Origin of the sequence: Streptomyces sp. Inha503, from assembly GCF_047215865.1 — a bacterium.
Classification (GTDB): Bacteria; Actinomycetota; Actinomycetes; order Streptomycetales; family Streptomycetaceae; genus Streptomyces; species Streptomyces lycopersici.
The window spans coordinates 4,272,590-4,286,133 of the sequence record NZ_CP178360.1 but is presented as its reverse complement, the minus strand read 5'-3'; the positions used below and the strand labels follow the sequence as shown (position 1 = coordinate 4,286,133).

The following is a 13,544-nucleotide window of genomic DNA, read 5'->3' as shown; positions in this document are numbered from 1 at the left end:
GGCGGCTCCTCAGCGGCTGGGCGTGAACGCGTGGCCGCAGGCTGGGCAGGTGGTCAGCGGGGCGCGTCCTTCATCGTCGGGGCTGAGCCTCTTCTCTCCCCCCAAACTGTCTCCGCCGTCGTCCGGGAGGTGCAGCACGGGCGCCTGGTCCTCGTTGATGGCGCCGGGCAGGGTCTCGGGGTCAACTCGGCGGAGCAGGCTTTCAAGTTCGTCTTCGGGGATTGCGAGCGAGTCGAACAGCTCGGCGTCGGCGGTCACGATGTCTTCGAGGTACGCGGCGAGGGCTCGAGGTCGCCAACCGCCGTCTGCCCCGATCTTGTTGAGCTTGATGTTCAGCGCCTTGGCCTCGGCGTCGGATCGGGAAGCCCAGCCTCGCTGGACGGGGACGAGCCATCCGCCATCGTTGTCCAGGAGCAGACCGGCGGGCAGGCGTTCCCCGCGGGTCTGCATCTCTATCAGGGCCTCGCGGCGGCCGTGTCCCCCCAGAATGGTGCCAGTGCGCTCGTCAGCAATGGGTTGGTCGACGAAGCCGTGTGTATGGATGCTCTCGATGATCCGTTCGACCTCGTGCTTCTTGGGGTTGCCCGGTGCGGGGGCTAGGTCAGTCAGCGGCACGTAGGTGGTGTAGCGGGGCGCGGGCACGGTCTCAGTCACGGTGATCCTTCCGGCGGTTCAGGATGCCGACGGCGAGCGCGGTCTGCGAGCCCGCGGACTTCAACCGCGGCGCCTCGCCTCGCAAGCGGGGCATGCCTCATGGCCGGGCCGCGCCTGCCGCCGGGCCGGGGTCGCCTCGTTCCGGATGGGGCGGCCCCGGGGCCTGCCAGCGCCGAGGCGACGTCACCGTGGGCTGGAGGGCCGAGCGGAAGGTAGGGGGCGCAGGCAGTTTGTGTCGCGGAGGCGTCTTTCGCACGCCGATCGACGCGTGCTGTACTATTTGGAGTGGCTGGGAGAGCAACCCAGCTTCCCGGGCCTAGGTGTAACAGATTCCGGCGGCTGTCGTACTTCTTGGCGACGCCCTCTGCGCCCCGCCCGGGGAAGACCCGAAAAGCCCTGGGCGGAGCCTTGGGCGAGAAAGGACCAGGATGTCGCACGAGGACGCCGATCAGAAGCCGGACATCGCCCTGCCCCTGGGCGACGCGGCGCTGCTCTCGGTCTTCGCCAAGCTGTTCAAGGCGCACGTCGTCCCCGCGATCGACGATCGGATCGCCACGGTCAAGGCCCCGCTCCTCGATGCCTACGACGGGCCCACCGGCCAACGCAGCGTCGACGCCAAGGTCAACGGCATCGCGGTCGCTACACACACGGTGGCCATCTCCAAGGACAAGTACGAGGTCGGCGACGAGGAAGCGTTCACCGCGTTCGCCGAGGAGCACGGCGAGATCGAGGTCATCATCCAGGCCCGGCCCGCGTTCCGTGACGCCATGCTCAAGCGCGCCACCTACGACAAGGACAGTGACACCGTCGTTGACAAGCTCACCGGCGAAGTGATCCCCGGCGTCAACCACATCCCCGGTGGCAAGCCCACCGGCACCGTGACCCTCTCCTGGAAGCCCGGCGGTCAGGAAGCCGTGCTGGAGGCATACCACAAGGGACAGCTCCACGGACTGCTGCGCGGCATTCCGATGCTCCCTGCCGCCTCGGTCCGCGACGGCGAGCAGTAAGCGCGTACCGGCCGTACGACGGCCCGGCCGCACCCCTGCCGCCGGGCCCCAGCCCGAAGGACCACCGCCTTGTCCACCCGTACCGTTGACGTTGCTCCGGTGCTTGCCGGAGGCATATCCGATCGTGCGTTCCGCTTGTACTGCTACCTGGTGCTCTACAGCAGGGGCTGCTGGGTCACCGTTCAGGACGCCGCTGATGCGTGTGGCCTGACGAACCACCAGGCCCGTGAACCGCTCTCCGAACTACGTGAGGCGGGCTTGGCCGAGTCTCAGCGCGTGTACGAGAAGGGCGACCACGGCCGCAAGACGTGGCACACCTACTTCCGGCTCGTAGAGACGACCAGCGAGGTGGAAGAGTGACCGCCAACCGCAGCGCGGTGCGCGTCAACCGGCGCACCCACTTCGTCCAGATCGAGTCCAAGACCGCCCGCGACACCCGCCTCAGCTACAGAGCGCTCGGCATCCTGACGTACTGTCTCGACCAGCACGACAGTTGGAACGTACGGTCCGAACAACTCGCGCGCGGCGACGGACGCGAGGGGCGAGACGCCGTCCGCAAGGCCCTCCACGAGCTGGCCGCGCACGGTTACTACCGGCTGGAGCGGCGCCGTTTCCTCGACGGTAGGACGGCCATGGGCGCCGCGATCAGTGAATACCCCGTCGAGCAGTGGGCTCAGGACTACGTTGTCTTCGGCAGGAAGCTGGACGTCCCTGTCGTCGAACAGCAGGACGGTTCGTTCTGCGTCCGCTACTCCGATGACAGCCTCGGCTCCGATGGCTTCGGACCCCACCTGGACTCGCCTGTGCCGGACCCCGTGCCCTCCGCGGACGCCTCCGAACCGGAGCCGAAAACGCAGCCGCGCGCGACTCCTCCGGCCGCCACCCGCTCCGCTGCGAAGAAGAAGGCGTCGCAGAGCAAGGCCCCTGCGGACGCGGAGAAGACGAAGACGGCGAAGGAGAAGACGCCTGGCGAGGCAGTTGCCACCTGGTACTACGAGCACGCCACGCAGCACCTCGGACCGTACGCGGGTAAGCAGAAGTCCGGGTGGTACATGGGCCTCCGCAAAATGACCCAGCAGGCCCTGGACGCGGGATACACGCAGAAGCAGGTCGCCAGAGCGTTCCAGCGTACGGGGCTGCACTTCCCCTCGGCGGCCCAGTTCCAGCGGGCTCTGAGCGACGAGCGCAACAACAAGCCGATGCCTGCCCAGTACGGCGGTCGCCCCGCCCCCTACAGCGATGCCGCGACCTGGGGGGCGAGCATCGCGGGCGGGCCGCCCCCTGTGAGCACCCCGGAGGACCCCGACGACGGCGCCGAGTTCGGCATCGTCCCCGCTTGATGAAGAAGGAGAACGAGCGGTGAGCACCGTGGAGGCTGCGCGAGAGCCGCGGCGCCTGTTAGAGGTCACCGACCACGTCCTGGAGATCCTGCGGCGCGGCGGCGCGGACCTGTCCCAGCTCGGCATGCCTGCCCCCGCGGACGAGGACAGAGGCGAGCTGTGGGAGGACGTCGCTGTCCCGCAGGCCAGCGCCCGCGCACTCGCCTGGAGGAACAGCATGCGCGAGGCCGCACACGACGACTACCTGAAGTGGCGATTCGCTGACCTCGACGCGAACCAGCACCCGAAGGTACTGCGCGGGTGGCTGAACTCGCTGGTCGAAGCGAAGAGGCACGGGGCCCGGCCGACCACCATGCACCTCATCGCCCCGGGCAACATCGGCACGGGGAAGACGACCGCGCTGGCTGCTCTCGGCAACGAGGCCAGCGAGCAGGGCCTGCTCGTGCGGTTCATCAAGCACGCGACCTACCTGACGTGGCGCCGCCCCGACGGCGGTCCGGGCGACATGACGGCCTACACGGTCCGTAAGCGGCATGTGGAGGCGGACCTGCTCGTCCTCGACGAGCTGTGTGGCGAAATGGACAGCGTCGCAACCGAGTTCGCGCGCCGTGAGACAGTCGACCTGATTGACTCCCGGCTCTCCGCGGGCAGGCCCACCGCGTTCTCCACGAACCTGCGACGCGACAACATCGCCGCCGTCCTCGGCGAGCGGTTGCTATCCCGGATCGAGGACCGCGCTTACCTGGTGAAGATCACCGGGCCTGACCGGCGCACGCCCAGGAAGCCGCTGGACTGGTGAATCACGGCCGTCACGCATCCGGTGGCGGGCCGTAAGCGAACCAAGGGGAAGCGCCACCGGCGGAGAACGCTATATCGTTTGGGCAGCCCGAGGACCGACGAGCATAGGCCCTTCGGGAAGACCCGAACGAAAGGGATTTGTCGTGCCCAAGCTGCCTACCTTACGAGCCATCACCCAGGGCGAGCGGGAGCTGCGAGACTGGCACCGGAACCTCCGCTTCGGAGCGGCGGCCGCGGGCTTCGGCATGATGCTCGCCTCTCTGTACCAGCTCCATTGGGCAGGGAAGCTCATCGGTTTCCCCACCTTCGCGGCCGGCGCGATGGCCGGATCACTGGAACTGCTCCTCGCCTTCAACGCCGGGGCGGTCACCACGATCCGCAAACGCACCGACCAGGGCGCAGACGGTGGCTACTACTGGTCGCTGTGGGGCATCTTCGCCTTCCTGCTGTGCATCTCGATCGCCGCGAACGTGGGACACGCCGTGGTCGCGCTGTCTGAGTGGTTCAGCACAGGCACCGCTCCGGCCGTCATGGTCGAGAACAAGGCGTACGTGTTTGCGGTCGGCAGCGCCGTCGCCGCGATGGTGCCCCTCGGCGGCAGCTTCGGTCTGCACGTTTCCGGCTTCGTCCGGGCGCGCGGAGCCGGATCGGACTGGGTCGATGCGGACGGGACCAGCGCACTGCTCGACCCGGTTGCGGCCGCGCCCGCTAACCAGCGCAGGGCCGCCCCTACACCTCGCCCGGACGCGAGGGTCCCGGCCCAGCCCAAGGGCCCGGCGCCGACGCCGCTCGCCAAGAACGACGAGAAGGGGCCCGATCCCAAGGCCGAGGAGACGGAGAAGCCTCAGGAGGAGGCGGAGGGCACACCGGAGACCAACCCGGTGGAGATCGTCTCCGAGGAGGACCTGTACGCCATCTACAAGGCCGCCCGGAATGCTGGGGAGCAGCACCGGTTCGGACCGCGCGGCGACTTGAACAACTCCCAGCTCGGCCGTCGCCTGGGGCAGAGCCCGCAGAACGGCCGGAAGAACGTCGGCCCGCGGTTCGAGTCGCGCTACGACGCGGAGAGGCAGGCGGAGCAGGGCGAAGGAGTAGACATGGACAGCCTTGCGGCTGGTAACGGGGCCACTCAGGCATCCTGATTTTCCACACCTGCACGACATCGCGGCGGGCGCACCCGGCATCGGGTCGCCCGCCCGCTGGCACGACTGGCCCATGACGACTCAAGAAATCTTTGTCCAGCGGCCCGCGTGCGCCGCCTGACCCGGCAAGATGGGGGTACGGTTTCCGGCACGGGCCCCGCGAGGGCTCGAGGCGGCGCGGCGGCTGCGGGCCGGGTGAAGCGACTGACCGACATGGCGGTGCTTGGCGGGGCCTGGGCAAGGTTTCCTCGAAGGAGATCACCAGGCCCAGGTCCGGTCGGCATCGGCGTACGAGGGGGCTGTGTACGACGCGCGCGGCCTGGACGTCTGGCACCGGCGGCACTGTGAGGATCCTTCGAGACGACCAGGCATACTCCTCGCCCCACTCCGTCCGGTTGTAAACGGACTGGGCGGCTGACGCCCGGGGGAATTCCTCAACCGCGCTGATGGTGGCCGGGAACGACGGACATAAGAGTGTAGATCTGCGGCAGGATCACCCGTCATGGATTCCGCCGTCATCGCCGCTCTCATCACCACGCCTACCGCCGTACTCGCCGCCGCTGCCGCCTACGCCGCAGGGCGCGCACAAGCGCGGGCGGCCCACCGTGGACCCGTGGATGCTATTCGTCGGCAACATCAACGTGAGGCGTACGCCGCCCTCGTCACCGAGGTCGCCAAGTACGAGAACCACATGTTCCGGGTGTACCTCGCCACCATCGACCCCGAGATGCAACGTCACTGGAACGACACCCTCACCACCCAGGACAACGAGGCCCTTGTCTTTGCTGCCGCAGCCGTCCGCCTCGAAGGGCCAGCGCACCTCGCCGATCTGGCCCACCGGATCGAACTCGCCTCGAACCACGTCTACGGCGCCGTGCTGGCACTCCAGCACGCCGAGGACCCCGTCGACTCTCCCGCGAACACGGAGTTCGAGGAGCGGCACAACACCCTCAAGGACAGGGCAAAGGCGTTCGTCGAAGCCGCCAGCACGCACCTCAACGGCACCAGCGGTCGTCAATAGGCAACCCGGGTGCTGTATAGGGTGCGCCTACCGACCGAGGGGCGGACGCTGGGGGTATCGCTGGTAGGAACATTCCCAGGTCCGCGCCAGTCGGTCTGGGGAATCAAGTCGAGCAACTCTGAGGCCGCCGCGGGCACCGGGCGGGGAGGTTCAGATATCGCCATCAGCCCGCTGGGACAGCGATCCGCCTGGAGAGAATCCGGCGTATGGCCTGCTGCAAGTGGATTGATTATCTGCCAGCTCGCGCTAAAATAGTACAGCACGCGTCGGGGCTAGAGCTTAGGTTCCTGCGCGCCGCAACATCCGGGAGAGCAACCCGGACGAAGACCTGAAGTGAAAGGCCCCCTTCGTGGCTGGAATCACCGCGCCGCAGCGCACCCGCAAGAGCCGGAAGCCCACCGGCAAACCGAACCCCCCGATCGTGTTGCTCGCAGGCCCGGAGAAGACCGGCAAGAGCTACGAGGCGGCCAAGGGATCCGGCTCCGACCTGATTGGCCGGACGTACTGGATCGAGATCGGCGGCACGGAAGGGACCGCCGACTACTACGGCCGTGTCCCCGGTGCCGACTACGAGATTGTTGAGCATGAGGGGTCGTATCGGGACATCCTTGATGCCATCCGCTGGGTGAATGCTCAGCCCCGCGTTGACAGCAAGCCGAACCTGCTCGTCATCGACTCCATGACGTCCCTGTGGGACATGCTCAGCGACGAGATCGCCCTCTTCGCGCGCAACCGCGCGATCCGCAAGGCACAGCGCAACCGCTCCCGCGTGCCAACTCTCGACGACCCGGTGGTCGTCGACTCCGACCTGTGGAACAGGGCCAAGGACCGCTGGGGCGCGGTGTTGTGGCTGTTGCGCCGCCACCACGGCCCGTGTCTGCTGATCGCCCGGCAGGAGATCGTTACCGCTTTCGAGAACGACAAGCCGACCCGTAACACCACCCGAAAGGTGAAGGCTGAGAAGAACCTGCCCGCCGCCGTCGACGCCGTTGTGGAACTTCACTCGCTCGGTGAAGCGTGGCTCACCGGTGTCCGTACCCTGCACATGAAGATCCAGCCGGGCGAGACCCAGCGGTTCCCCGACTTCAGCGTCGACTCACTGCTACGGCGCCTGGGGTTGCAGGACGCGGCCGAGACCCGCTCGGTGTCTGAGCTGCGACCGGACGCCGATTTGCAGGATCACGGGCAGCAGACCTCACAGGCCGAACCGCACCCGGCCACCGCGCGGCAGGCTCCGGCCCTGACCGGTGCCCAGGCCGCCGGTCTGATCCGTGATGCCTTGATGCACCCCACCGAACCGGAGACTGCTCTTCGCGAGCTGCGCGTGGAGTACGGCCGTCGCACGCTCAAGGCCGTGCACACCGACACCGGCTGGGGGCGGATGAGCGCCGACGCGCTGATCGCCAAGTCGCTCGACCACCTCAAGGAGAAGGCGGACGAGGCAGCGGGCGAGCACGGAGACCAGCCCGGCGAGCATTCGGCGCCGGTCGGGCAAGCGCACGACCAACGGGAGACGACCGCTGCGGACGAACCCGCCTCCTTCGAGGAGGGGACGCCGCCCTCGGGCCCAGCCGAAGAACCGCCGGTGCCCGAGCAGCCCGAGGAGATCAGCGAGGCCGAAGAGCCGCAGGACCTGCCCCGACCCCGGCCTACCCAGGTGAACAAGGTCAACAAGGTCCTGGCGGTGCTGCTCACCGAGGCGGAGATCCAGGCCCGCATCTTGGGCATGACGATGCAGGAGCACTTGGAGGCCGTCTCGGGCCCGGACGAGGGGACGCCGCCGCCGATGACGAAGCTGCGGAAGCACGTCATCGACCACCGCCCCGCCGTAATCGGTCTGTTGGAGGAGCGTGGCGAGCGCGAGATCGCCAACGCCTACCGGCTCGCGGGGAAGCCGGAGCTGAAGATCGCCCATATCTTCGCGACGCTCTACACCGACCTCGCCACGGTCGGGTGAGGTGACGTGATGTGACGCGCCGCAGGGACCCCTGATCCGCCGGGAACGGTATGGTCCGGCGCGCCACGCATCACGTCACGTCATCTTCCAGCGGGCACGCGTGCGCAACTCCAGCCATACGCAGGCGCGCCTTCGCTGTCTCCCGGTGGCACACCCCGGCAGCCGCAACGCGCTCCACCGCCCCATGACGGCGCGCGCCCGCGAGCGGGCCGGAGCGCTCCAGGTGTCGGCTTCCGGAGCGCGCGGCCGCGCCCCGCGCCTGGAAGGGCGCGCCTTCGTCCGAGTGGCGCGCACGACCAGGCGCGCCACGCGCGCGTGCGGCGTAGCGTCGAGGCGCGGGCGCTCCCTCGACTTAGGCGCGCGCCTCCAGGTGGCGTCGCCTGCTCTGACCTGCGGATTCGCCAGGCGCGCCACCTATGGCGCGCCTTGTCCGGCTGTCGCAACCGCCCGGTCGGTGCGGGCACTCTAGTGTGAGTGCAGGCGCGCCCTACGTCATTCGATGCGCGCCACCGGGGCGCGCCCACCAGAGAGCGCCGGGCTCGGGCATGAAGAAGCGGCGCGCCCAGGATGGGGGAGGTTGCGTCGTCAGTTCGCCTGGCGCGCCGCCGTCCGCTTCTCGTAGCGCCGCTGCCGGCGCACCTCCTCGCGTGCCTTCCGCGCGTCGGTGCGCACCGCGTTGAGCAACTGGGAGAACTCCTCTGGGTACTTCTCGGTGAGCAGACGCATCGCTTGGAGCCGGTGATTCGGCGCGGTCGGCATCCGCCCCCATCGCGCCACCGAGTAGTTCAGCGTGTACTGCAAGAACCGCAGCTCTGCTTCCAGCCGCGACCGGAGCTGGGTCACGCGAGCGTGATGCGCTTTGCGTGACTCGCCCTCCTTGGTGGGCAGGTATTGCTCCGGGACGCGCCTCATCTGGACGGTCACGGCCTGCGTGCGGGGAGCGACCTCCGGCGAGCGGAACGCGAGGCCCTGCACGTAGTCGCGGCCGGACCGCGTGCTGCCGGCGACCTGCTGGACGAATGCCAGCCACTCCGCGGCGAACGCCTCGTCGTCGAGCTGTGCCAGGTATTCCGCCTCGTCCACGGCGAGGTCTTCGATCGTGTTGACGATCGGCTGCCGTGCCGCCTGGAGCTGAGTGCGGAAGGCGTTCATACGGGCCTGGTACTCGCGCTTCGACTCACCGTCGCGGCGAGGTAGCACCGTCTTGAGCTCACGGGCGACGCGGTCCGCGGCAGCGAGTGTGCGGCTGGCCAGATCCGGTGACCGGAAGGCCGCAGCCTGCACGTCGCGCGGCGCCAGCCGGTCGACGCCACCCAGTACGTACGTTGCCCATGCCTCGAAGAACGCCTGGTGCGACATCTCCTTGAGGCGCCTGACCTCTGCCGTGACTTGCTCGGCAGGCGGCTGCGCGTCGGTCATCCCCGCGGTTCCTCCTGGTCTTAGCGGCTTGCTGCGCCGCCGTACCGCACGCGGCGGCCGGTGGGTAAACGATGGCCGCCTCGCAACCGAACCCACCCCGTGTGCCGGGTCGTCGCAGGAGCAACCACTGTTCCGGCCCTGGGCGCTCTGCACGCGCGCAGTGGTCTCGGACTGTGTGTCTGCTGGCCTAGACCCCGGAGGAAAGGGATACCCAAACTCCTAGGGACCAGCAGCAGCCCTCAACGCAGTGAGTTCGGCGGCGAAGCGGCCACCTTGTTGCGGATGATACCTGCCGGCGTTCTGGCGGGTTACCGGACGCGGCGCTATCCGGCCTGTCCCGAGCGCTTCGGACTGGTAACCGCCTCGATCGCCGGGGCGACCTTGCTCGGCTTCCAGATCAGGTCGTATGTGGACTGCGAGGCCGCGAGGACGGCGGCGATTGTGGCGAAGGTCATCGTGCCGTTTTCGAACTGCTCCCAGCCGCCGGAGGTCGCCACGGTGATGACGCCCGCGACCAGGGCGAGGACGACCGCCACCACCTTCTTCACGTCAGCCGACCAGGCCGGGCGCTGCACGAGGGCGGTAACCAGTGGGAGGAGGGCGCCGATCTGGGCGCCAGTGGTGATCGAGTCGAGGGTCGACATAGGGATTCTGCCCTTCTACTGGGGTGTAGTGCGGACAGAGCGTGCGGGCGCCAGCGTCCTTGTGTCGCGTGCTGCGCGCTGGGTTACGGGCCGTCGCGGTCGGCAAGGTCGACGGCGATCTCGGTGGGCGGCTCGGGCGCAGGAGGAGAGTGGGGCACGTCGCGGACCAGCAGATCGCGCAGGAGGTGGATGTACTCGATCGCGGCGGCCTTCCACCGGCGCCACTGCCGCTGCTCTTCTTGCAGGTGCTCGACACGGCGCTCGAGGTCGCTGTACTTGGCCTCGAGGGACGCCATCCGCTCCAGGGTCTGGTTCGCCGCCGCGCGCTGCTGCTCCAGGAGGCTGGTGAATCCGTCGGTGACCGTCCTCACCGCAGCCACCTGGGCATCGCTGTCGGTCTTGCGCCTGGTCTGTCGGTACACCAGCCAGGCACCGCCCAGTGCGCCGATCATCCCGAAGAGGGGAGCGAGTACGGGTGCCAGCGACACGAGCCCATCCACTGGCACTCTCCTCGGTCGACCGGTCGTGTGGGTGCGCGGAGCAGGGACCGATGACCGGTCCGCGGCTACTCGCGCGTCGTACGGTGCAGGACCTACCGGTTTGTGTCCTGTCCTGGAGATCAGGTCGCGCTGGGGTCCACCAGGGCGGGGGTCACTCCTGCGGTGATGTTCCAGGCGTCCTTCACCGCGGTGATGAGCTGGTCGTCGGTGACGGCGTCGCAGAGCGCGGCTGGCTCTGGGCTCGGGGCGTCGGCCGCCGCGGTGAGGACGGTCTCGCACGTCGCGATGACGGGCGTGAGTCCGCTGGTGGCCCCGGTCAGGTCAGTTGGGTTGAGGACCGAGCGTGCCAGGCTGACACGCAGCGGGTTGCCTGGCGTGGCAGGGTCCTCGTCGAGGACCTGGCGGGCCACGTAGGTCCAGGCCATGCGGACGCGGGCAGCAAAGGGGCCGTAGAGAGCCAGGGTGTGCATGGCGGTGAGGGAGAGGGCGGGCACGGTGGTTCCTCCGGGATTACTTGGTGTAGGTCACACGCAGTCGCGGGGGGTTGGTCTGGCCGACACCGCGGGCGATGCCGTAGTACGTGGAGCTGGTTGTGTTGGGGTCCAGGGCGATACCGCGCCAGGATGTGCTGTCGAAGACTCCGGTGATGTCGACCCATTTGCCCTCGTTGCGCTTCCACGAGATCGTCTGCGACTCCGAGTCGCTGGAGAACGCGGTGGGGCGGGAGGTGTGCTTGTGGGCCTTGATGACGGCCTTCCCACCGGCGTTCGAGTACCAGTGCTCGAAGTAGAGGTAGATCTCGGCTTTGATGATCTTGGCCCCAGACAGATCGATGCTGAGCGCTGAGGGGAACCCGACCAGGGCGGCTTGTGTCCCGTTCCCCGAGCTGTAGTAGCCCTGCACGCACCGATTGCCGTAGGAGCTGTTGTACGAGCTGCGGTTGGCGTACGAGCCGCTCCAGCTCGCCGCGTAGGTCTTGCTGTATTTCGTCACTGGAGGTGTAGCCGTCCCGCCACCGGTGTTGTAGCCGCCGGTCTCCGGAATCCGGGGGCCGATGTCCTCGACGTAGTACTTGCCGAGGCTCCCGCTGCCACCGGAGAGCGCTACCGTCTGGCCGGTGGGCTGGTACGCATTGGCGAAGGTGATCAGGGTGCGGTGCATCCCAGCGCCAAGGTCCGAGCCGGGAGCGATGTGCTCTAGCCGCGCCGTGAAGCTGTTTCCGAGCGCCATGTGGTGGACGGCGATGTGGAGCTGCTTGCTGGTGATGGTGGGCGCCTCAGCGGCACCGTCGCGAAGCCGGAGCTGGAGCTCTCCTCCCGCGGCCGACGGGTTCGCGCGGGCCTCGAATACGAACCGGTACATGCGTTCGGGATCCGCCTCGAAGTCCAGCTCGACGAACCCCATCTCGCTGCCCGACGCGGTGACGGTGCTGGACTGGTAGTCGATGGCAAGGATGCCGCGCGGGAGCTGGTTGAGGTATTCGGTCCAGTCGCTGCCGCCGACTGTGAGATTTTCCGCGACGGCGAGCCGCTGGAAGCCTGCTCCGCCGTCCTGGTCGATCGTTGCGACGGGTGTGCCGTCCGTGGCCAAGGTCAGATAGTTGGGGCGGCCGGTCACCAGGGCGACAGCCTCTTGCCCGGCGGAGTCATAGAGGAGAAGGCCCTGCGGCGAGAGCTCGGCGCGGGCCCCGGCAACGCCCGACGCGAGGACGACCCGGCATGAGGCGTTGTCGTATGCCACGGAGCCTGCGGTGGAGTCCACGGTGGAGCAGGCGATGCGGACCTGAGTCGTTCCGGCGGGAGCCGCCGCGTCCGGCACCCCAGTCAGCCGCTGCCACGAGCCGCGCACTGCGTCGGCGTCCCCCGTGGTGATCGTGCTGTATCCGAGGACCTGGCCGTTTGCGTCCTGCCACTGCGCGTAGAAGCTGATCCCGGCGCCGGACCAGTCCTCCGAGGCGAGGTAGTCAATGGTCAGCCACATCTTCTGCCCAGGAACGGCCGGCTGGACGGCCAGGGTCATGGAGCGCGTGATCGCAGTGGGGTTTGCGGCGTTCACCTGGAGCGCCTTGGGGGTCTCGTTGCCGGGCGTCACGATCGACCAGTACGGGGAGGCAGTGACGCGCTGCGCGCTGATGGCGTTCTCGAAGGACGGATCGGCGATGATATTGCCGTCGGTGCCCAGTGCCAGGCGGTCCGCAGTAAGGGCTCCAACCTTGATGTGGGTGGCGTCGATCGACCCGGCAAGGATCTTGGAGGCGGTGACAGCGTTTGCCGCGAGCTTGTCCGTCGTCACGGACAGCGCGGCCAGTTTGTCCGCCGTGACGGCCAACGCCGCGATCTTCTCGGCGGTGATCCCGAGGGCGACGATCTTCTCCGCCGTGACTGAGTTGACGGCCAACTGGTCGGCACCGATCGCGCCGAGCTTCACCTTGGCCTGTGACACGGCCTGTGCAGCGAGCTTGGTTTCGTCGATGATCCCGTCGATCAGGTCCTTCGGCACGGCCTGCCGAGGAGTGCCCTGCACGGCCGTCGATGGCGGCCCGGTGACCGAGGCGGTGTTCTGCGCGACGAGCCTCACCCAGACCGAGTCGTAGCCCTCGACCGCCACGGTCACGGTGCCACCGAGCACCGCGGTGATCGTGGCGACGAGGGTGGTCGCGTCCAGGGGGAAGTCCTCGGTGGGGCCAAGGTGGACCTGTATGAGGGAGAAGTCCGTGGGCGTGGCGTACGAGTCATCCCACGTGCCGTCCCAGCCGACGACGAGCCCGGCTAGCACCGGCTCGACGGTCGGCGGCATTGGGGTCGGCGGAGGGTCCGTGTGGACCGGGACCAGAGCGACCCCGCCATCGGGCTGCACGCCGACGCTCCCCTTGAGGTTTCCGTCGGCGTCGTAGATGTCCATGGTGCCGCCCTCGATAGAGGTGTGGGCGGCCTGCGTGGAGCGTTCGAGGGCCTTGAGGCGGCGGTCGTACTCGTCCAGGAGGGCAGCGAAGCGCCGGGCATCCGCTTGCGTGTCCAGGAAGGTGACCATGACGCGGGATGCTGCGTCCCCGCGGTGCCTTG

Annotated in this window: 13 protein-coding genes; 7 read left to right on the top strand and 6 right to left on the bottom strand. The window is 68.3% G+C overall.

What is annotated here, in order from left to right:
• Positions 1-9 precede the first annotated feature (9 nt).
• On the bottom strand, positions 10-654 hold the full coding sequence (locus tag ACJX2R_RS17810) for a ParB N-terminal domain-containing protein (RefSeq protein ID WP_413100935.1): 645 nt from the start codon (positions 652-654) through the stop codon (positions 10-12).
• Positions 655-1,082: 428 nt separating this feature from the next.
• Between ACJX2R_RS17810 and ACJX2R_RS17805 the strand changes: the two genes are divergently transcribed.
• From ACJX2R_RS17805 to ACJX2R_RS17775, 7 genes are all read left to right on the top strand, one after another.
• The gene (locus tag ACJX2R_RS17805; protein WP_413100934.1) at positions 1,083-1,661 is read left to right on the top strand and encodes a hypothetical protein; all 579 of its coding nucleotides are present in this window, start codon (positions 1,083-1,085) and stop codon (positions 1,659-1,661) included.
• Between the two features lie 69 nt (positions 1,662-1,730).
• Positions 1,731-2,021 carry a hypothetical protein gene (locus tag ACJX2R_RS17800; protein WP_413100933.1) on the top strand — a complete coding sequence of 97 codons (291 nt, stop codon included), beginning with the start codon at positions 1,731-1,733 and terminating at the stop codon, positions 2,019-2,021.
• Complete coding sequence (locus ACJX2R_RS17795) at positions 2,018-3,001, top strand: hypothetical protein (protein ID WP_413100932.1); 984 nt, start codon at positions 2,018-2,020, stop codon at positions 2,999-3,001. The genes ACJX2R_RS17800 and ACJX2R_RS17795 overlap by 4 nt, the downstream gene beginning before the upstream one ends.
• A gap of 19 nt (positions 3,002-3,020) precedes the next feature.
• The gene (locus tag ACJX2R_RS17790; protein WP_413100931.1) at positions 3,021-3,800 is read left to right on the top strand and encodes a hypothetical protein; all 780 of its coding nucleotides are present in this window, start codon (positions 3,021-3,023) and stop codon (positions 3,798-3,800) included.
• A gap of 142 nt (positions 3,801-3,942) precedes the next feature.
• Entirely contained in the window at positions 3,943-4,941 is a 999-nt protein-coding gene (locus ACJX2R_RS17785) for a hypothetical protein (RefSeq protein WP_413100930.1), read from the top strand.
• A 502-nt stretch (positions 4,942-5,443) separates the two neighbouring features.
• Complete coding sequence (locus ACJX2R_RS17780; RefSeq protein WP_413100929.1) at positions 5,444-5,962, top strand: hypothetical protein; 519 nt, start codon at positions 5,444-5,446, stop codon at positions 5,960-5,962.
• Positions 5,963-6,311: 349 nt separating this feature from the next.
• Complete coding sequence (locus tag ACJX2R_RS17775; RefSeq protein ID WP_413100928.1) at positions 6,312-7,919, top strand: hypothetical protein; 1,608 nt, start codon at positions 6,312-6,314, stop codon at positions 7,917-7,919.
• Positions 7,920-8,504: 585 nt separating this feature from the next.
• Here the strand turns inward: ACJX2R_RS17775 and ACJX2R_RS17770 are convergent.
• The 5 genes from ACJX2R_RS17770 to ACJX2R_RS17750 all read right to left on the bottom strand — a co-directional run bounded on the left by ACJX2R_RS17770 (position 8,505) and on the right by ACJX2R_RS17750 (position 13,512).
• A complete protein-coding gene (locus ACJX2R_RS17770; RefSeq protein WP_413100927.1) occupies positions 8,505-9,338 on the bottom strand; it encodes a hypothetical protein in 834 nt (277 codons plus the stop codon).
• A gap of 323 nt (positions 9,339-9,661) precedes the next feature.
• Positions 9,662-9,982, bottom strand: a complete 321-nt coding sequence (locus ACJX2R_RS17765) for a hypothetical protein (RefSeq protein ID WP_413100926.1) — start codon at positions 9,980-9,982, stop codon at positions 9,662-9,664.
• Positions 9,983-10,065: 83 nt separating this feature from the next.
• Positions 10,066-10,482 (bottom strand): hypothetical protein, encoded by a 417-nt coding sequence (locus ACJX2R_RS17760; RefSeq protein WP_413100925.1) that lies wholly within the window; start codon positions 10,480-10,482, stop codon positions 10,066-10,068.
• 119 nt (positions 10,483-10,601) lie between these two features.
• A complete protein-coding gene (locus tag ACJX2R_RS17755) occupies positions 10,602-10,976 on the bottom strand; it encodes a hypothetical protein (protein WP_413100924.1) in 375 nt (124 codons plus the stop codon).
• A gap of 16 nt (positions 10,977-10,992) precedes the next feature.
• The gene (locus tag ACJX2R_RS17750) at positions 10,993-13,512 is read right to left on the bottom strand and encodes a hypothetical protein (protein WP_413100923.1); all 2,520 of its coding nucleotides are present in this window, start codon (positions 13,510-13,512) and stop codon (positions 10,993-10,995) included.
• Positions 13,513-13,544: the final 32 nt, after the last annotated feature.